The 16,836-nt window shown below is 55.1% G+C and carries 18 protein-coding genes; 7 read left to right on the forward strand and 11 right to left on the reverse strand.

Features of this window, described 5'->3' with window-relative positions; all coding sequences use genetic code 11:
- The first annotated feature begins 72 nt into the window (after nt 1–72).
- Nucleotides 73–852 carry an MBL fold metallo-hydrolase gene (locus tag ACOTY5_RS18230; RefSeq protein WP_017693987.1) on the forward strand — a complete coding sequence of 260 codons (780 nt, stop codon included), beginning with the start codon at nt 73–75 and terminating at the stop codon, nt 850–852.
- Between the two features lie 25 nt (nt 853–877).
- On the forward strand, nt 878–1,831 hold the full coding sequence (locus ACOTY5_RS18235; RefSeq protein ID WP_017383650.1) for a GlxA family transcriptional regulator: 954 nt from the start codon (nt 878–880) through the stop codon (nt 1,829–1,831).
- A 28-nt stretch (nt 1,832–1,859) separates the two neighbouring features.
- On the opposite strand, the gene ACOTY5_RS18240 is transcribed toward ACOTY5_RS18235, so the two are convergent.
- The 4 genes from ACOTY5_RS18240 to ACOTY5_RS18255 all read right to left on the reverse strand — a co-directional run bounded on the left by ACOTY5_RS18240 (nt 1,860) and on the right by ACOTY5_RS18255 (nt 5,392).
- Nucleotides 1,860–2,948, reverse strand: a complete 1,089-nt coding sequence (locus ACOTY5_RS18240) for an AAA family ATPase (RefSeq protein WP_023295682.1) — start codon at nt 2,946–2,948, stop codon at nt 1,860–1,862.
- A 146-nt stretch (nt 2,949–3,094) separates the two neighbouring features.
- Nucleotides 3,095–4,054 (reverse strand): YbgA family protein, encoded by a 960-nt coding sequence (locus ACOTY5_RS18245; protein ID WP_045141761.1) that lies wholly within the window; start codon nt 4,052–4,054, stop codon nt 3,095–3,097.
- 102 nt (nt 4,055–4,156) lie between these two features.
- The gene (uraH, locus tag ACOTY5_RS18250) at nt 4,157–4,567 is read right to left on the reverse strand and encodes a hydroxyisourate hydrolase (protein ID WP_045141760.1); all 411 of its coding nucleotides are present in this window, start codon (nt 4,565–4,567) and stop codon (nt 4,157–4,159) included.
- A gap of 99 nt (nt 4,568–4,666) precedes the next feature.
- Nucleotides 4,667–5,392 carry a MerR family transcriptional regulator gene (locus ACOTY5_RS18255; RefSeq protein WP_015570074.1) on the reverse strand — a complete coding sequence of 242 codons (726 nt, stop codon included), beginning with the start codon at nt 5,390–5,392 and terminating at the stop codon, nt 4,667–4,669.
- A gap of 117 nt (nt 5,393–5,509) precedes the next feature.
- Here ACOTY5_RS18255 and ACOTY5_RS18260 point away from each other — a divergent pair, with 117 nt between their 5' ends.
- Entirely contained in the window at nt 5,510–6,034 is a 525-nt protein-coding gene (locus ACOTY5_RS18260) for a lipocalin family protein (RefSeq protein ID WP_045141759.1), read from the forward strand.
- A gap of 1 nt (nt 6,035) precedes the next feature.
- Here the strand turns inward: ACOTY5_RS18260 and ACOTY5_RS18265 are convergent, their stop codons facing one another.
- Genes ACOTY5_RS18265 through ACOTY5_RS18290 form a run of 6 tightly spaced genes read right to left on the reverse strand, consistent with a single transcriptional unit; the run spans nt 6,036 to nt 12,071 of the window.
- Nucleotides 6,036–7,043: a fimbrial protein gene (locus tag ACOTY5_RS18265; protein ID WP_017383645.1), complete on the reverse strand. Its 1,008-nt coding sequence runs from the start codon at nt 7,041–7,043 to the stop codon at nt 6,036–6,038.
- A complete protein-coding gene (locus ACOTY5_RS18270; RefSeq protein WP_045141758.1) occupies nt 7,043–7,561 on the reverse strand; it encodes a fimbrial protein in 519 nt (172 codons plus the stop codon). Before ACOTY5_RS18270 ends, ACOTY5_RS18265 begins: the two co-directional genes overlap by 1 nt.
- Nucleotides 7,552–10,077, reverse strand: coding sequence for a fimbria/pilus outer membrane usher protein (locus ACOTY5_RS18275; RefSeq protein ID WP_015570070.1), 2,526 nt, complete (start codon nt 10,075–10,077; stop codon nt 7,552–7,554). Before ACOTY5_RS18275 ends, ACOTY5_RS18270 begins: the two co-directional genes overlap by 10 nt.
- 23 nt (nt 10,078–10,100) lie before the next feature.
- Nucleotides 10,101–10,778 carry a fimbrial biogenesis chaperone gene (locus tag ACOTY5_RS18280; protein WP_045141757.1) on the reverse strand — a complete coding sequence of 226 codons (678 nt, stop codon included), beginning with the start codon at nt 10,776–10,778 and terminating at the stop codon, nt 10,101–10,103.
- Nucleotides 10,779–10,831: 53 nt separating this feature from the next.
- Nucleotides 10,832–11,416, reverse strand: coding sequence for a fimbrial protein (locus tag ACOTY5_RS18285; RefSeq protein WP_421631990.1), 585 nt, complete (start codon nt 11,414–11,416; stop codon nt 10,832–10,834).
- Between the two features lie 52 nt (nt 11,417–11,468).
- Nucleotides 11,469–12,071, reverse strand: a complete 603-nt coding sequence (locus tag ACOTY5_RS18290; RefSeq protein WP_015570068.1) for a helix-turn-helix domain-containing protein — start codon at nt 12,069–12,071, stop codon at nt 11,469–11,471.
- Nucleotides 12,072–12,905: 834 nt separating this feature from the next.
- Here ACOTY5_RS18290 and ACOTY5_RS18295 point away from each other — a divergent pair.
- From ACOTY5_RS18295 to ACOTY5_RS18310, 4 genes are all read left to right on the forward strand, one after another.
- Nucleotides 12,906–13,694, forward strand: a complete 789-nt coding sequence (locus ACOTY5_RS18295) for a winged helix-turn-helix domain-containing protein (protein ID WP_062934149.1) — start codon at nt 12,906–12,908, stop codon at nt 13,692–13,694.
- Nucleotide 13,695: 1 nt separating this feature from the next.
- Entirely contained in the window at nt 13,696–14,175 is a 480-nt protein-coding gene (locus ACOTY5_RS18300; protein WP_045141756.1) for a hypothetical protein, read from the forward strand.
- 353 nt (nt 14,176–14,528) lie between these two features.
- Complete coding sequence (locus ACOTY5_RS18305) at nt 14,529–15,299, forward strand: GlxA family transcriptional regulator (RefSeq protein WP_227789221.1); 771 nt, start codon at nt 14,529–14,531, stop codon at nt 15,297–15,299.
- 48 nt (nt 15,300–15,347) lie between these two features.
- On the forward strand, nt 15,348–15,803 hold the full coding sequence (locus ACOTY5_RS18310) for a GNAT family N-acetyltransferase (RefSeq protein WP_045141754.1): 456 nt from the start codon (nt 15,348–15,350) through the stop codon (nt 15,801–15,803).
- Here ACOTY5_RS18310 and ACOTY5_RS18315 read toward each other — a convergent pair.
- Entirely contained in the window at nt 15,793–16,830 is a 1,038-nt protein-coding gene (locus tag ACOTY5_RS18315) for a virulence RhuM family protein (protein ID WP_045906947.1), read from the reverse strand. The two genes, ACOTY5_RS18310 and ACOTY5_RS18315, sit on opposite strands and share 11 nt — an antisense overlap.
- Between the last annotated feature and the right edge of the window lie 6 nt (nt 16,831–16,836).

Consider the following 16,836-nt stretch of genomic DNA (forward strand, 5'->3'; position numbering starts at 1 on the left):
TCGCCCTTTAGCCCACATTCTTAACGGCACCCTGGGGCTATTCTCCTTCTCATACCAACCGGAGGATAGCCCATGAACATTACGCAAATTCGCAATGCCACCCAGCTGATCACTTACGCGGGAAAACGCTTTTTAATCGACCCAATGCTGGCGCCAAAAGGCACTTATCCGGGTTTTCCCGGCACGGCGCGGGCTGATATTCGCAACCCGATGGTCGATCTTCCCGTTGACGTTCAAACGCTTCTGGATGCTGACGCGGTGATCGTCACCCATACCCATGCCGATCACTGGGATCAGTACGCCGTTGAGCTGATCGCCAAAGGCAAGCCGATCTACGTGCAAAATGATAGTGATGCCGCGCTGCTGCGCAGCCAGGGATTTACCAACCTGACGATCATGACCGGGGAAACAACGTACGGCGATATCCGGATAGTGAAAACCCACGGCGGCCAGCACGGTACTGACCGCGCTTACGCCGTGCCGGAGCTGGCAGAGTTTCTGGGGGAAGCCTGCGGCGTGGTGTTCCGTCATCCCGATGAGAAGACGCTTTATATCGCAGGGGATACCATCTGGCGCGATGCGGTGGCGGCCGATCTGCAAAAGCACCAGCCGGATATCGTAGTGCTCAACGCCGGTTACGCTCATGTCATTGGGTTTGGGCCGATTATCATGGGGGAAGAAGATCTGCTTAACGTGCATTTCCTGCTGCCGCAGGCGAAAATCGTGGCGACCCATATGGAAGCTCTCAACCACTGCCTGCTGACCCGCCGCGCGCTGCGCGAGTATGTTGATGCCAACGAGGCAGGTGACGCGGTGAGCATTCCCCAGGACGGCGAAACCGTTATATTCTGACTGTTAAAGGGGACAGGAGAGACAGATGCCGCTTATTAACGTTGCCATTGTCGCGGTGGACGGGTTTAGCCCGTTCCACTACTCCGTCCCCTGCATCCTGTTTGGCGACACGGTATCCGGGGAAAAGCGCTTTAACGTCACGATCTGCGCTGAAAAACCGGGATTCCTGAACTCGAAAGACGGTTTTGCCCTGCATGCGACGCAGGATTTTTCCGCGATCGCATCGGCTGAAATTGTGGTTGTACCCTACTGGCAGCACGTTCTGGAGCGCCCGCCTCAGACGCTGCTCGACAGCCTGGTTCAGGCCAGAGACAACGGGGCGGAAATTGTTGGGCTGTGTCTGGGATCGTTTGTGCTGGGCTATGCGGGCATACTCAGCGGCAAACGGGCCGCCACTCACTGGGAGTTTGAACGCCAGTTCCAGTCGCTATTTCCGGACGTCCGACTGGATATCAACGCCCTCTACGTGGATGACGGCAATATGATTACCTCGGCGGGTACCGCCGCCGCGCTCGACTGCTGTTTGTACATCATCCGCCAGCGCTTTGGCAGCGTCGTCGCCAATCAGATTGCCCGCCGGATGATCGTCCCGCCGCACCGAGAGGGCGGGCAGGCGCAGTTTATTGCGCAACCTGTGCCGAAAGATACCCGTGATGGGCGGATTAACTGTCTGATTGACTACCTTCAGCAGCATATTTCCGAACCGCATAACCTGGACTCTCTTGCGGAAGTGGTGTCGATGAGCCGGCGCACGCTGACCCGCCATTTTATCAAAGCGACGGGCATGAGCGTTGCCGACTGGCTTACCGCCGAGCGCCTGCGGCGCAGCCAGATCCTGCTGGAGTCCGGCAACCTGCCAATCGAAAACGTCGCCGGGCAGGTGGGGTTTTTATCAGCGGTGACGTATCGGCAGCAGTTTAAGGCGCGCTTTGGCGTCAGCCCGGCGGAGTGGCGCAAGACGTTTCGTACTCGCCAGTAGGCCAGGTAAGCGTAGCGCCACCTGGCAATTACCCCAGCCTCTCCATCCTCGTCTCCCCCTCCGCCATCGACAGCTGATACAGCGAAAACGATCGGTGCTTCTCAATCAAATGCGCCAGCTCCGGCGAATGGCTGGTGAGCCAGATCTGCGAATAGCGGCTGGCCTCGGCAATGAGGCTTGCCAGGGCGGGCAGCATCTGCGGATGCAGGCTGTTTTCCGGTTCGTTGAGGGCGATGAATGCGGGAGGGCGCGGGCTTAACAGCGCCACCGCCAGGCACAAAAAACGCAGCGTGCCGTCGGAGAACTCTGCCGGTTCCAGCGGTCTGCTCAGCCCCTCGCGCTGCATCATCATGCGGAAGCGCCCGCCGGTGTTGTCGCTGTAAAACACGCAGCCGGGGAAGGCCTGGTCGAGAATGCGCATCAGCAGCAGCTCGTCGCCAATTTCGACAATGGTCTGAAACGCGGCGGCCAGGTTCGCGCCGTCGCTGGCCAGCACCGGGGAACGAAAGCCCACCTGCGGGGCACGGATCGCCGAGCCGGATGAGACGGAAAACTCGTGATAAAATCGCCAGTTACGCAGGGACTCGCGCATCTGCGACACTTCGGGGTAGAGGTGCGGTTCACCGAGCTGACCGAACACCGACTCGTTCTCATACAGCGTACCGCTGTGGGTCACTTTTTCGTGATGCACGTTGTTCAGGAATACCGCCTGATTCTTACGCTTCATCAGCTGTGACGACGGGCGACGGTGCTGTCCGCCGAGCCAGATAGATTCCTCTTTGATCACCGGATCGAGCTGAAACTGTGAGGGGTAGGGCAGCTTTTCCACGAACCCGACCTGAAGCTCATATTCATAGGTTTCCGTTTCCACCGCCAGGTTCATGCGTCGCAGCTGGTCGCTGCGGGTTTTGCCCGCCCAGAACACTTTCAAAATTCCCCCCTCGTTCGCCAGCGCCTGGGAGAATTGCCCCTGCGCCGCGCTGTGCATCAGATAAATCGCTTTATAAATATTGGATTTTCCGGTGCCGTTGGGGCCGAACACGATATTGAGCTGTTCCAGCTCAAGCGACATATCGCGAATTGAGCGGTAGTTCTGAATATGCAAATTTTTGATCATCGGGGTACTCCGCTGCGCACGCTTAACCTGTACGGAATTACAGTATTCTACGCTGAGCGCAAAAAAAAGACGACAGTGAGGGTGTCGTCTAAACGGGGTACTGCTTTGGGCCTCTGTGGGTCAACAGGGCCTTCGCTTCTTTCTTATCAGGTAACGGCCAGACGCAGACCCAAATCATCAGGATAGGGATCAAAGTAGTTTTGCGTCATCAGATACCGGTCAGGGTATTCAGCCAGATAATGCTTCAGCAGCGTCAGCGGCGCGAGGATCGGCAGCAGCCCGTCCCGGTAATGCAGGATCACATCACGCAGTTCTCCACGCTGGCGGCTGTTCAGCTGGTTACGGAAATAGCCCTGAATGTGCATCAGCACGTTAGTGTGATTCTTCCGCGAAGCGGGTTTTTTCAGAATGGTCATCAGCTTGTCGCGATAGGCCACGAAAAACGCGTCCAGATCGTCCCACTCGTGCAGTGATGCCACGAACGGGCCAATTTCACGGTAGCCTGCCTGATGGTGCGCCAGAAGCTGAAGCTTATAGCGGCTGTGAAAGTCCAGCAGGGCACGGCGCGTCAGGCCATTTTTACGCATTACGTTCAGTTCGTGGAGAGCGAAAACGCGCTCAACAAAGTTTTCCCGCAGTACCGGATCGTGCAGGCGACCGTCTTCTTCGACGGGCAGCCAGGGGAAAGTTTCAAGGAGGGCGGCGGTGAACAGCCCGACACCCTCCTTGCGGCCCCGGTTGCCGTTTTCGTCGTACAGCCGCACGCGCTCCATGCCGCAGCTGGGGGATTTTGCACAGACGATAAAACCCGCCAGATCGCCGATTTTCGGCAGATAATCTGCCGTAAATGCGGCCATCTTCTGCGTGACGTCATCGTGCGGCGCTTTGCTGAACCGCATTTCTGTCTCGCCGCCGGTGGTCATCACCAGACGCAGCGCCGGACGAGGCGTGGGCAGGCCGATAGCCATTTCAGGGCATACCGGACGGAAAGCGACCCACTGCGCCAGCTCATCCATCACAAAGCCCATACGCTTATGCCCGCCGTCAAAGCGAACGGCGGAACCGGTCAAACATCCGCTAATACCCAGCTCAGGTTTTGTTGTCATGGTGTGCACCTCCCGATCTCATACCTAAAAGTTACACAACAATGCGTATTTGTCCAAGTATTGGCGGGATTATTTTTAAATCGTCTTTAAAATCAAGAGCAATCAGCTGCCCTTGTAGGTTGAGTAACCGTACTGGCTGAGCAGAAGCGGGATGTGCAGTTTTTCATTGGTGCGGGTGACGGTGAACAGCACCGGCACTTCCGGGAAGAAGGAGTCCAGCTTTTTACCGTGGAAGTAATCGGCGGTTTTGAAGGTCACTTTATACACGCCAGGCGCCATATCCTGATCCTGCGGATAGAGCGATTTGATGCGCCCGTCGTGGTCGGTTTTAGCGCTGGCAATCGGGGTCCACTTGTCCTGCTCCTGCTTCTCCAGCGTGACGGCCACATCCGCTGGCGGCATACCGGTTTGCTGGTCCAGAACGTGAACGCTCAGGGTGCCTGCCGGGGCGCTGAACGCGGCAGGCGCGAAAGCCATTGTAGCCAGCATCATCAGAGGGAGTGTCTTTTTCATCGTGTTTTCCTGTTGTGTTGTCGGTGACAGGAAAACGTTAGCACTCGCTGTGCGAAAAAATATTCAACTTTTCGTGAAGATTGCCTCAGCAGAAAATAATCAGAGGATAATCACCTCAAGGGAAACCTGCTGCTGCCACTGCGCAACCTGCTTTTTCCGCACGGCGGTAAGTTTACCGCTGGTGACCAGCAGCCATTTGCGGTCCGGGAAAATTTCCGGGGCCAGCGCGGCAGGGGGAACCGGCAGTATGTCGATGCGGTGGCCCTGGCCGGTGCGCGTCAGAGCTTCTAGCCAGATCTCACAGGGGTCGTTCAGATGCCAGCCGCTGATGAGGATGTTATCGCCCGGCGCTTTTTTATCGCCCTCAAGGCAAAACGAGGTATAGGCGATGAGGATGCCGTCGAGGATCTCACGCAGCGTCATGGCGGCGGCGACGTTGGCCGATATCTGGCTGCGCAACGGACGCAGCACGTTAGTGACCAGCTCTGGCCTTGGGTATTCGCGTCCGGCGTCGTAAATTATCTGACGCAGGGACTCAATTTTCCCCTCCTGCAACTTTTGCAGCATGGCCTGTTGCAGGGTTTGCCAGTTATTGGCGCGGCGCGGCGCAGGGCGTTCCAGCAGTGATTTTACCTGACCGATGGGTACGCCTTTTTTTACCCAGTCGAGGATTTTCAGCGCCTGCTGAACGTCCTCATCGCTGTACAGGCGGTGACCGCCGTCCGTACGCTCGGGTTTGAGCAAGCCATAGCGTCGCTGCCACGCCCGCAGCGTGGTGGCGGTGATGCCGCTGAGTCTGGCGAATTCGCCGATGGAGTAAGCCATGTCTGCATCCGAAGAGAAGGAGTTGTCTCAATATACTACGAATATTCCCCGACGGGATGAAGCGCCGCACGGGTGCGCTACACTTAACGTCCAACCGCGTAAATGAAAGGAGTTCTCATGAGGCTATGGCCTGTCGTTACCGGTGTCGCCATTGCGCTGACGCTGGTTGCCTGTAAATCTCCCACGCCGCCGAAAGGCGTGCAGCCCATTACCGGCTTTGATGCCAGCCACTATCTCGGCAAATGGTATGAAGTCGCCCGACTGGAAAATCGCTTCGAGCGCGGTCTGGAACAGGTCACCGCGACGTACGGCAAGCGTAGCGATGGCGGTATCAGCGTACTGAACCGCGGCTACGATCCGGTGAAGAAAAAATGGAATGAGAGCGAAGGAAAGGCGTACTTTACCGGCGAACCGACCACGGCTGCGCTGAAGGTATCGTTCTTCGGCCCGTTCTACGGCGGCTATAACGTGATCAAGCTGGATGATAAGTACCAGTACGCGCTGGTCAGCGGCCCGAACCGCGACTATCTGTGGATTTTATCGCGCACCCCGACCATTCCGGATGCGGTAAAACAGGACTACCTGAACACCGCACGCGAGCTGGGCTTCCGGGTCGATCAGCTGGTGTGGGTGAAGCACTAACCTACTGATACGAAAAGGTGATGCTTGCCAGGGCGTTGGCCGAGCCGGGGACCAGTTCACCGGTTCGGATGTACTGCGCCTGGAACGGCAGGGACAGCGTTTGTGCCGAGCTGGTGGTCTGGATGAAAAACTGTCCCGTCGTACCTGCGGACGAGCTGTCCGGCCCCATCATAAGCGGCCCGGTACCGTTATAGAAAAACTGTACGCCAATGCCGGAGGCCGTGGAGTCCCCGGTCAGCGTCACGACCGACGAGGTATTTGACGGTGTGGTCTGATCGGTCATCACTGCGTTAACCGCCACGTTCTCATCGCAGGTCAGGCTGACGTTAAACTCCCCCGACGGCGAGGTGCTGCCTACGCTGGGCAGCGTGTGAATATCAATGGTGCCCAGGTCGACGTTGGCGCTTTTCGTGCCTACCGTGCAGCCGCTTGCCGTCACCGTGATGGTGGTGGGGTTGATGATCACCTGCGCGGTTTTCACTTCGTTGTTATAGGCCGTCAGGATCGCCGCGTTAATGGTCGGGGTCTGGTATACGCCGGATTTCAGCGGAACGCCGGTCTTGATAAACGTCACTTTTGCCGACCAGCCCAGTGCGGTGGCGTAACCGTTAGTCCCATCGGCCGGATAGCTCTGCGTAATGCCCGTCTGCATCGGGACATAGGTGGTGCCGTTATAATCTTTAAGCCCAAGAATGAAGCCGATGCCGGGCACGCCCGTTTCAAATACCATGTAATTTGCGCCATCAAGAATAACCGTGATGCCGGTGGCGGTTATACTGCTGCTCGGCTCCAGCGTCCCTTTGGAGCAGGTAAATACCAGGCCGCACCAGAACACTTCCGAGACGCTCGCAGAGGCGCTCCATTCAGAGCCGATCGTCTTTCCAGGCACGATGGAGTCTGCCGGGCCGGACCACGACATGGGCGTTGGCGAAAGGGTGATATCCGATGTCCAGGAGAGGGCAAGTGCCTGAGAGGACATGAAAAACAGGGCTAAAAACAGTAAACGCATTATTGATACTCCGTCGTCCAGGTCGCCACTGCCGAAACGTCTCCGGCATTGACCGGCGCACCCGTGGCGGCCAGTCGCGCATAGAAGGTCATTTTTACGCTGTCATCCCCCGCCGCGCCGTAAGCAGCGGTTTGGGTGTCCAGCGGGATAAGTACGCTGTCTTTATCCAGAATCTGCACCGCCACGCCGGTCGCGCCGCCGTCAGCGACTTTCAGAAGCTGCGGGTTCTCGTCATCCGGCGTACCGCTGAAGCGGATTTTCACGCCAGCAAAGGTGGGGCCGCATGCTTCAAGGGTGAGCGTGAAGGGCGTTTTGATATTGCTGACCGCGCCCGCCTCGCAAAATTGCTTCACGCCGAGGGTGCCCAGCGGCACGTTTTGCTCCTTCGAATCTTCCGAGACAATGCAGGTATTGCCGATCACGTTGCCGGTCACGGAAACCAGCACGTCATAGCCGCGCGCGGGAACGGTGATGAACATCAGCAGGATCAGGGGGAGGAACCGGATGGTTACTGACATATGACCTCCTGGGAATAAAGCCCGGTGCGGGCGTGATAATTCTGCGGGTTCAACGCATAGCGGATCGTGCAGCGCTGGGCGCTGTTGCGCCCCCATACGGCATGCAAGGTTCCCTCCGCTGACAGGCCGGTCAGATACACGCTGCCGCCGTCGCCGACGATACCGCTGGCTTTGTCATCCTCTGACGAGACCAGCGTGCCGAAGGGGAGCACGTCTTTAGCGTGACGTACGATAAACATCGCTTTTGCCCCCTGACGCGTGGTGAGGGTGGCGCGAACCAGTGCCCCGTCGGTGGGGATTTTATTGGCGATGGCGTTCTCAAGTTCCACGTCATTGCCCACGGTGGTGACATCCAGCGCAACCTGATTAACGCGATACGGCGTGGCGTACGGGATCACCGCATAGCCCCGGCTGTCGGTTTTGATGCCCTTGTGGTTGAGCACGGCGACATGGCTGGCGCCCGGGGCTTTCACCAGAATATTGGTGTTCCCGAGCGGCTGGCTCAGCGTCAGACCATCCTCATGCAGCACCGCACCGCCGCTCATCCCGTAACTGAGGTTGCGGGAGTCACCGGCGTAGCTGTAGCCCAGGTTATAGTCTCCCCACGCGCCCTCGTATTGCAGCGCGGCATCGCCGCCGTAGTGCTGCTGCGCGCTGTAGCGCTGGTTGACGCTATAGAAAAGATTCTCCTGCCCCGGCAGATAACCACTGACACCGGTACTGGCGGTGGTGCCAGCGGGATCCGCATGGGTAGCGGTAAAACGGAGACGGGTCGACAGCGCCGGGTTACCCAGCGGCACCGACAGGGACAACGCGAGGATATTGTCTTTCTTGTTGTCGTACAGGCCAGAGCTACGCTGGGCGCTGATGCCAAGCGACAGGTTACGAAACGTCGCGTTCCACGCGAACTGCAAACTTTGCGTGGTTTTTGACGTATTCCAGTAGGTTTGTTGATCCCAGGACAGCGACAGCGCGCCGTATTCGCCCATCGGCTGCGACAACAGAAGCTGATTTTTTGCCTTACGCGACATATGCAGGTTGTAAACCGTGTCGTAGTGAGTGGTGACGGTGCCATCGTCTTCCACGGTCTGTTTTGGCGCTCCGCCCGCCATGCCTTTGTAAGTGGTATCGCTGAGGGTATAAAACCCTGCCGTTGAGTAACGCAGCGAGAAGAAATTGACTCGCGTACCGATATCGTTCAGCAGCTTGCTGTACCGCAGGCGCACCGAATCACCGGTGTAGTGCTGATTATCAGCCAGCTGGCTGCGGGCATGGGTGAGGTCGAGGGAGTAGGCGCCAAAGCGGCCGAGATTCTGCCCGATACCGAAGGCCAGGCCGTTGTAGCGATCGGAAAACTGCGCCCCGCCATAAAACGTGAGGCCGTATCGCCAGCCCAGGAACAGCTCGCCCTGCGCGAAGGAGGGCGAGATCTGATTGCCCGCAGGGCGGTATTTCCCCGCACCCAGAGCATATTTGACCTGACCGTTACGCACCAGATTCGGCACGCTGGCAAAGGGCAGGGTGTATTGCGTCTGGCTACCGTCGCTCTCCTGAATGGTGACCGCGAGATCGCCGCCGGAAGAGGTCGGATAGAGATCTTTCAGCACAAACGCCCCCGGCGGAACGGAGGTTTGATAGATGACGTTACCGTTCTGGCGAACCGTCACCGTGGCATTGCCGCGCGCGATGCCACGCACTTCGGGCGCGTAACCGCTCAGGCTGGCGGGCAACATATTGTCATCGGTCTTCAGGGCAACCCCACGCAGGCCAACGGCGTCAAACACCTGCGATGAGGTGAACGTTTCACCGGCATAAACCTGGGCACGCAGGGCGCGGATATCCCGCTGTAGCCAGGTCTGGACGTGGGTGAGCTCGTTACTCTCTTTGGTCCACGTGGTGAAATCACGCAGCCGCCATGCGCCCAGGTTGGCGCCGCTGTTGAGGCTCACAAACAGCTGTTGTTCCCGCGTGCGCGTCTCGCCCCGGTAGTCATTATTCGCGCCATTGACCACATAGTTCAGCCACGCGGCAGGGATGCCGGACTCCCAGCTCTCCGGGCTGACGTACCCGCGCGGCAGAGCGCGCATCGCGCTTTGCGGTACGGTGAAGTTGAGGGTAAGCGTCCTCTGATCAAAATCAAACCGGGTATCGGCGAATGACTGGGTTAAAAAAATGCAGCGCTGCGCAGGCGGCAGCTCACCCCCTTTAGCCTGACGGCTGTCGATGCCAAGTGCGGCGAATTGCGCAGGCGTAAGGCACGGCAGGGCTTCACCGGCGGTGTTTTCAGCGACGCGAAACGTGACGTTACCTGTGAACGCGAACTGGGTGTTGATATACACGTTAAGATTGTACTCGCCCGGCGGCAACGCGCTCCCGGCGTTGACCCAGGCGAGATCGGCGCTGTTGGCGCGCTCGCCGTTGAGAAACGCAGGATTAAATTGCAGCTCGCTTTCGGCAGCCACGGCTTGCCGAATCACCAGGGCGATCGCCGTGGCGCACAGGATTTTAATTTTCATGTGGTCACGCCTTACTGTTTTTATTATTGGGACAATGACGTGCGGGTAACGGGCGTCCAGGCGCCATAATCGTTAATCGTCTGGTAGCTTAAGCTGCTCGCATGGCTGAAGGTGTCTGCCAGCGTCACGCTGGATTTCGGCGGCACCATGACGGGCGACACCGGCCTGCCATCAATTTTCACGTTAATGGTGGTGAGGTAATACGGCGTTGGGTTGGTCAGCGTGACCTTGCCCGCGCGGTAGGCGCCGGCAAGGTTTTTCCATGCCTCCCCTGCGCCCTCCCTGAGCTGCTCCGGGCGATAAAAGACCTTGATGCGGTTGGCAGAGGCGAATTGCAGCGAATTGCCGGAACCGTTTTTAACCTGCTGTGGGATAGCTTTGACCGTCATCCAGTACAGCGTCTCGCGATCGGCTGGCAGGGCGTCGCCGCTGAACATGATTTTCACCGCGCTTTCGCTGGCGGGCTTCATGACGTACAGCGGCGGCGTGATGACGAAGTCGTTGGTACGGCTCCCTTTCTCGTCTTCCATCCAGGACTGGATCAGAAACGTGGCATCAGGGTGGGTATTTCTTACCTGCATCATCGTCTGCGTAGCCGCGCCGGTGTAGATCAGCCGCGTTGCGCCTAACCCCACGCCGCCTGCGTACACGGCGGATGAACATAACGTGCCAGCCAGACAAATCCATGTGTTTACGCGCATAGTGCGTCTCCTGAAAGCTGAGTCAGACCCGGCCAGCAGACCGGGCCTGAAGATTACGAATAGGTCACGGTGTAGGTGGCGACCGCGCTGGCATCACCCGACGTGGCGTTGCCCAGTGGGGAGTAATATTTCGCGCTGAAGTTCAGGATGTTCGCCCCCGCACGCAGGGGGATCGCTGCTGCCGGCTCACCCAGCCTGACGACGTTGCCCTGTTCGTCATAAAGACGGATAGCGACATGCTGCGCCGAGCCCGCGCCGCCGTTTACTCCCGCGGCCAGGCTATTCACATCGGTACTGTCCGGTGTACCGGTGAAGGTGATAGCCACGGTCGTTGCGGCAATAGGGTTATCTTCCGTGGACGCCGAGGTATCGGCGATTTCGCAATCTTCCAGGGTGATGGAGAAGGCTTTTGCGGTACTGGCTTCACTGCCTGCGGCAGCCAGCGTGGCGGTACGCACTTCACCCATGTCGACGTCGATATTGGCGCTACCGGCGCTGATGGCACAGGCGGAGGTCACCACTTTACCGCTGAAGTTAACCGTGCCGCCGCTGGTGGTGGCGGCCAGTGCTGAGCCCGCTGGCAGCAGGGCGGCAATGCTTAATGCCAGCAGAGAATGGCAAGTAAGGCGTGCTTTCATTTCATAGTTCCTTGATTTTTTTATTACGAGATTTGCTCTGAAAGCGGCAGGTCTAACTGGTTAAAAAGACCAGCAAATCTGTCTTATTCCTGAGCCCGAGTTTCCTTATCGCTGAGCTTTTTAAGGCGCTCACGCGGCGATAAGAAAGTTTCTCCAGTTCTGCGATGTAACGTATATCCAGTCCGTTCCTGAGTTCCTTTAATACCCTCCTTTCTCCAGGCGTCAGCGATAACGCCGCTGGCTGCTTTTGGGGCCGATAATGGCTATCGACCATTTTTGCTAGCTTTATCCGCCACTGATAAACCGTGTTCTGTAGCGAGATATAGGCATCAATATCTTCCCGGACCCATAACAGGGAATGGGCAGAGGTTGAGTACAGGCAGATAATCACTTCAGGCTGCGTGACTTTGATTTTTTTTAAATATTTCAGTGAGTCATACCCTGTATGGTATTTCTCTGCGCCGGATATAAATAAGATATCGATACGAATCGACGACAGCGCCTTATCCAGTTCCTGATAACCTCCTTCGATGATAATGATGTGAAGGTCGTCGCGGATGCTGCTTAATAACGTTTTAATGCCGTTTCTTGCATAATGATCGCCGCCCATCAGTGCAACAGTTATATGCTGTGTTATTTGGCTATTGTTCGTCATGTTATTCCTCGATTTATAATAGTAATCAGGCGAATTATTTATAAGGTTATCGCCAGTATTCTCGAAGCAATGACGTATTGCATACTGTAGGCCTACTATACGTCGGCCAATAAAGAGGTAATCTGAATTAATCTAAAATTGTATTAATTACTAAGATCGAGACCGGTTACGACGCTTCCCTCTGATTGGTCTTATTCCGCTTCGCTTTCTGTAAATTATGATAGCCGCTATTTTTAATGAAAATTTAGCTTTGATAAATGTTTTGTAAGGAGTTTGTCGTCTGGTGTCAGTGCGGGTGTGAAGTTGCTGACGGGGAATAACAATTTACGAATGTTATCATCGATAAAAACTGATAGAAAGGTGGCTTAAAAGCATACAAAAACCATGTAAGTTATTGATACTGATCAGGTTGAGAAAACTTAAGGCTTAAGGGTGCTGAATATTTCAGACACGCATGTCCGTGGCGTACAATGTTTTTTTATGTAGATATTTGTCAATGTCAAGAGGCGAGGAGTGCGCCAAAAGATGAGGCACTGATAAATGAGATGCTGCCGGTAGTCAGATACTTCTGTGGAGCGGAAATTCACTTCACAAAAGATCATAATGAGGATGATCGCGGATGAAGCGGCTCTGCAAGCCGCATTCTACAAGGGTTGAGCTCTTATGCAGGTTCAGTGAAGCTTAAGGGATGAAATATAAATTAAGATTTTTCGCCAATGGCGAAGATATACAGCATGACGTTAATCAGTCACATTAATCCCGACGTGAATGTCATCCCATACATGCGGTGACCCAGGTTCAACATCTGTTAACCGGAGAATTCATACTGCCCCTATGCATAAGCATTACATTATAAATAATATCGTCGAATTTCATCCTGCGGCCAGCACGTTACGTGATATCAACAATCCTGACCGTGTGGTTGTCTTAAATTCGCCAGCAGGCCGATGCCTGTTGTTATTAATCGACAGAGCGGGGTCGATTGTCACTCAGCAAGAGTTCCTTGATATTGTCTGGCAAAGCCGCGGCATGCTTGTCTCCTCCAATACCTATTACCAGAACATCTCCATCCTGCGCAAAGGGCTCAAAAAGATTGGTTTTGAAACTGACCCTATCGTTACCATTCCGCGGATTGGGTTGACGCTGGCAAGCGACACGCAAATAACCGTCAGAGAGTCTTCACCTGTCGCGCCTCAACCCGCAGAGGAACAATGTGTGGAGGCGCCAGCGATCGAGGAGGTCTCTGCATCCTCCGAGCCAGCAACGCCCGTTGCCAGGAAGCCCACGCGCTGGCTGGCTGTTGTCATGGGTCTATTGATCGTCCTGGCCGGGGCAGGCGTGACGGGATATATGAACGCCACAGAAAACCGTTTTGTTGAGGATTACCGTTTTGCGGCATCCGTCGGAGCCTGTCGCGTTTATCTTGCGAACGACATTCAGACTCACGCTGAACGCGCTTCAGCGCTGACCTATGTGGAAAAATTCAAGGCTGAATGCGCGCAATATCCCTGGGTTTACATCAGCTGGTACGCTCTGCTTCCTCGTGCGTCGGTTATTCGCTGCGACCGGCCAATGAAAGAGCCGAACCGCTGTATATCTGATTATTTCCTGAAGGATAGCTAGCATGACTCGTTTTCGGCAGATGCTGTATATCATCGTGGCGGGCCTCATCACCGCAGGCGTGCTGACGGGCTATTACCTGTGGCACCGAACTTACGTTCAGCCTTTTTCATGCCAGGCTAATCTGGTACAGCACCATCCGGATGAGACGCTGACGGTCTGGCTGAATTACACCTTCGACGGGAAATTCGGCACCCTGAGCATGAATGGCCGGGCAAAGAGCGATCCGGGTAAAACCATTGACAGGAAAATTTCCTTTCGGGTGGAGAGACAAGATCATCTCTATTTGCTGACGTCAGAAAAAAATATGACGTTCCCGGACGATAATGTCGACGACAGCTGGCTGGAAAAATATGAACCGCAATTCTTTGTCTATCCGGGCAAGAGTATTTATATGCGGATCAATGAACAACATAATGGTAACTATATCTTTACCTTAGGAACATTACCGACATATGTGTGTCGTGGCTCAAAAAAAGAATGATATAAACGAGAAAAACATTATATTTTCCTCCCGTCTCATTTATGCTTGATTTAAAATATCAGGATTACCTTAGAAATAAAAAGTGCGACAGATCATGTTGCGATAATGTAATTAATTTTAAATTTGGCAAGTAAATGAAAAGTGTATTTGACTCCTCCGATGGGGGGAAATCAGTACCGGAAAAGTGTCTGCATATTGGGTTGATATTATGGCCCCGTTATTCACTCCTGGCCGTCTCCGGGTTGCTGGAGGCGCTGCGTTATGCAGCGAAAGCTCAGGATAAATTAGCATTTAAAATCAGCCTGATAAGTGAATTTCCTGATATCCCGATTATCAGCAATGCGGGGATTATCATGAGACCAGATTCTCCCCATGCGCCGCCGGACAGTTTTAACTATCTTGCTGTTATCGGCGGTGAATTGCAGTATCTGGACTTAGGGTATCAGGGGGATAAAGCGTATCTGGCACATGCCCACCATGCCGGGGTTCCGCTCATTGGCATTGGCACCGGCAGTTTTGTCCTCGCACAGGAAGGATTGCTGAATGAACGACGAGCGTCCATCCATCCTTTCCACCTTGATGCATTTCGGCAGGCTTTCCCGCTGGTTTATGCTGAGCAAGGGTATGATTTCATCGACGATGGCGATGTGCTGACCTGCCCGGGCGGTATTTCCACCCTGACGCTGGCAACTGAGCTTATCCGCGCCCATGCCGGGGATGATATCGCCAGCACCACCTGTCAGCGTTTGTCGCTCGTTCCGCATGAAATTGCCACCCCGCGTCCGGCCAATCTTGCGCTTATCCCTGACTCGCGACTGCGCCGCGCCGTCATGCTGATAGAACAGTTCCTGACCCGGCCGCTCACCACCGCCGGGCTTGCGCGAGAAGTGGCATTGAGTGAACGCCAGCTCAACCGACTGTTCCACGCAGAATTCGGCAAAACGGCTCGCGAATTTATCCGCAGCGCCAGACTGCGCTATGCTTGCTGGCTGCTGAAGAACTCACAGCAGAGCGTGACGGATATTGCACAGCGGATGGGGTTCAGCGACTGCGCGCACTTTATTCGTCATTTTCAGACGGAGTACGGTTGTACGCCTGGCGTGTGGCGCACGTCGCAGAGCTGAATATCATTACATTGCTGCCCTGAAAGTTTACTCAACCGGAATATCATCATGAAAATAGAAGCCGCACACCCTTCACAATTTGAACGCCTCGTCGCAGTCTGGGAGTCGTCCGTTCGCGCCACGCACCGCTTTTTGCAGGAAAGCGATATCGCGGCGCTGCGTCCGTTATTGCTCAACGCATATTTGCCTAATCTCAGGGTTGTGATTGCCCGGGATGACGTGGGTATTATTCACGGCTTTTTGGGCGTGGATAAAAATCGCATTGAAATGCTGTTTGTGGATGATGCGAGCCGGGGGAAGGGTATCGGGAAAATGCTGCTGCAATATGCCATTTCAGAATTCGGCGTAAATGAAGTGGATGTGAACGAGCAGAATCCGCAGGGGGTGGCGTTTTATCGCCATATGGGGTTTGAGCAGGTCGGGCGTTCAGAACTGGATGGGCAGGGGAATCCGTTTCCGCTGTTGCATATGAAGCTGAGCAGAAATACCGGGATTAGCGCTTAGCCCGCTTATCCCATTTTAATAAGCCGACAATATCTTTCTCACCTTCGGCCTCTTTCAGCAGGCGCTGCTTTTTTTCATATTCGATGTATTCTGAGCACGCCTTTTCATCAGCCGCTTTCTTGCTGATTTTTCCTGTGCCTTCTAAAACGTCCCGGTCGTTGAATTGCAGAAACTGATCGAGCTTGGTTTGCCAGTCTCGTAAAAATACCTGCTTGCGGCGTTTGGCCTGATCTTCGGCAAAATCGAGCCACATATTAACGACGCGATTAAGCTCGCTCACCTCATCCTGAGACAGATAATTTTTTGCGGTGGTGACATCGCTTTTACGGACTTCTTCGCCTTTATAGCTGGTCAGCCCCATATGCGGTTGAGTGGCGTCCGCGCGCTGGTGAATCAACTCAGCAGCGGTGTGGCCTGTGCAGGCAAAATGCAGTTTATTCTGGATGGTCTGAAAGAATTGCGTGGTTTCTTTGAGCGACGGCTGATAGTCAGCGGCTAATGCGAAAATCTCCCTCACGCGAAGATAGACCCGGCGTTCGCTGGCCCGTATATCGCGAATGCGTTCCAGCATTTCATCGAAATAGTCAGGGACGGCGGAAGAGCCCACAGGCGGATTTTTCAGGCGCTCGTCGTCCATAACGAAGCCTTTTACCAGGTATTCCTGGAGCGTTTGGGTGGCCCACTGCCGGAACTGTGTACCTCGCGTGGATCGGACGCGATAGCCGATGGCGAGAATGACGGGCAGGCTATAGTGAAGTGTGTTGCGATTGACCTTGCGCTGACCTTCTTGCTGAACTTGTAAGTAAGCCTTACAAGTTGCTTTTTGTTCAAGCTCACCTTCTTCGTAAATGGCTTTAATATGCTGAGTAATAGCTTGAGGAGTGACCTGATAAAGAGACGCAATGGCTGCTTGCGACAGCCAGAGTGTTTCATGTTCAAAGCGACATGTGATGCGAACCGTTCCATCATCACTGGCAAACATAACAAATTCGCCTGCCGGGGATTGGATTACATCTTTATCTGCCATGTCGCC

It is taken from the genome of Enterobacter cloacae complex sp. SHL018, assembly GCF_049237905.1.
GTDB classification, from domain to species: domain Bacteria; phylum Pseudomonadota; class Gammaproteobacteria; order Enterobacterales; family Enterobacteriaceae; genus Enterobacter; species Enterobacter hormaechei_C.

What these genes read in the sequence shown, in the direction of transcription:
- ACOTY5_RS18310 (WP_045141754.1), top strand. Translation starts at nt 15,348, where the DNA reads ATGAAAATAGAAGCCGCACACCCTTCACAATTTGAACGCCTCGTCGCA.
- ACOTY5_RS18295 (WP_062934149.1), top strand. Translation starts at nt 12,906, where the DNA reads ATGCATAAGCATTACATTATAAATAATATCGTCGAATTTCATCCTGCG.
- ACOTY5_RS18315 (WP_045906947.1), bottom strand. Translation starts at nt 16,830, where the DNA reads ATGGCAGATAAAGATGTAATCCAATCCCCGGCAGGCGAATTTGTTATG.
- ACOTY5_RS18300 (WP_045141756.1), top strand. Translation starts at nt 13,696, where the DNA reads ATGACTCGTTTTCGGCAGATGCTGTATATCATCGTGGCGGGCCTCATC.
- ACOTY5_RS18305 (WP_227789221.1), top strand. Translation starts at nt 14,529, where the DNA reads ATGAGACCAGATTCTCCCCATGCGCCGCCGGACAGTTTTAACTATCTT.
- ACOTY5_RS18275 (WP_015570070.1), bottom strand. Translation starts at nt 10,077, where the DNA reads ATGAAAATTAAAATCCTGTGCGCCACGGCGATCGCCCTGGTGATTCGG.
- ACOTY5_RS18240 (WP_023295682.1), bottom strand. Translation starts at nt 2,948, where the DNA reads ATGATCAAAAATTTGCATATTCAGAACTACCGCTCAATTCGCGATATG.
- ACOTY5_RS18235 (WP_017383650.1), top strand. Translation starts at nt 878, where the DNA reads ATGCCGCTTATTAACGTTGCCATTGTCGCGGTGGACGGGTTTAGCCCG.
- ACOTY5_RS18285 (WP_421631990.1), bottom strand. Translation starts at nt 11,416, where the DNA reads ATGAAAGCACGCCTTACTTGCCATTCTCTGCTGGCATTAAGCATTGCC.
- ACOTY5_RS18270 (WP_045141758.1), bottom strand. Translation starts at nt 7,561, where the DNA reads ATGTCAGTAACCATCCGGTTCCTCCCCCTGATCCTGCTGATGTTCATC.
- ACOTY5_RS18290 (WP_015570068.1), bottom strand. Translation starts at nt 12,071, where the DNA reads ATGACGAACAATAGCCAAATAACACAGCATATAACTGTTGCACTGATG.
- ACOTY5_RS18265 (WP_017383645.1), bottom strand. Translation starts at nt 7,043, where the DNA reads ATGCGTTTACTGTTTTTAGCCCTGTTTTTCATGTCCTCTCAGGCACTT.
- ACOTY5_RS18230 (WP_017693987.1), top strand. Translation starts at nt 73, where the DNA reads ATGAACATTACGCAAATTCGCAATGCCACCCAGCTGATCACTTACGCG.
- uraH (WP_045141760.1), bottom strand. Translation starts at nt 4,567, where the DNA reads ATGAAAAAGACACTCCCTCTGATGATGCTGGCTACAATGGCTTTCGCG.
- ACOTY5_RS18280 (WP_045141757.1), bottom strand. Translation starts at nt 10,778, where the DNA reads ATGCGCGTAAACACATGGATTTGTCTGGCTGGCACGTTATGTTCATCC.
- ACOTY5_RS18255 (WP_015570074.1), bottom strand. Translation starts at nt 5,392, where the DNA reads ATGGCTTACTCCATCGGCGAATTCGCCAGACTCAGCGGCATCACCGCC.
- ACOTY5_RS18260 (WP_045141759.1), top strand. Translation starts at nt 5,510, where the DNA reads ATGAGGCTATGGCCTGTCGTTACCGGTGTCGCCATTGCGCTGACGCTG.
- ACOTY5_RS18245 (WP_045141761.1), bottom strand. Translation starts at nt 4,054, where the DNA reads ATGACAACAAAACCTGAGCTGGGTATTAGCGGATGTTTGACCGGTTCC.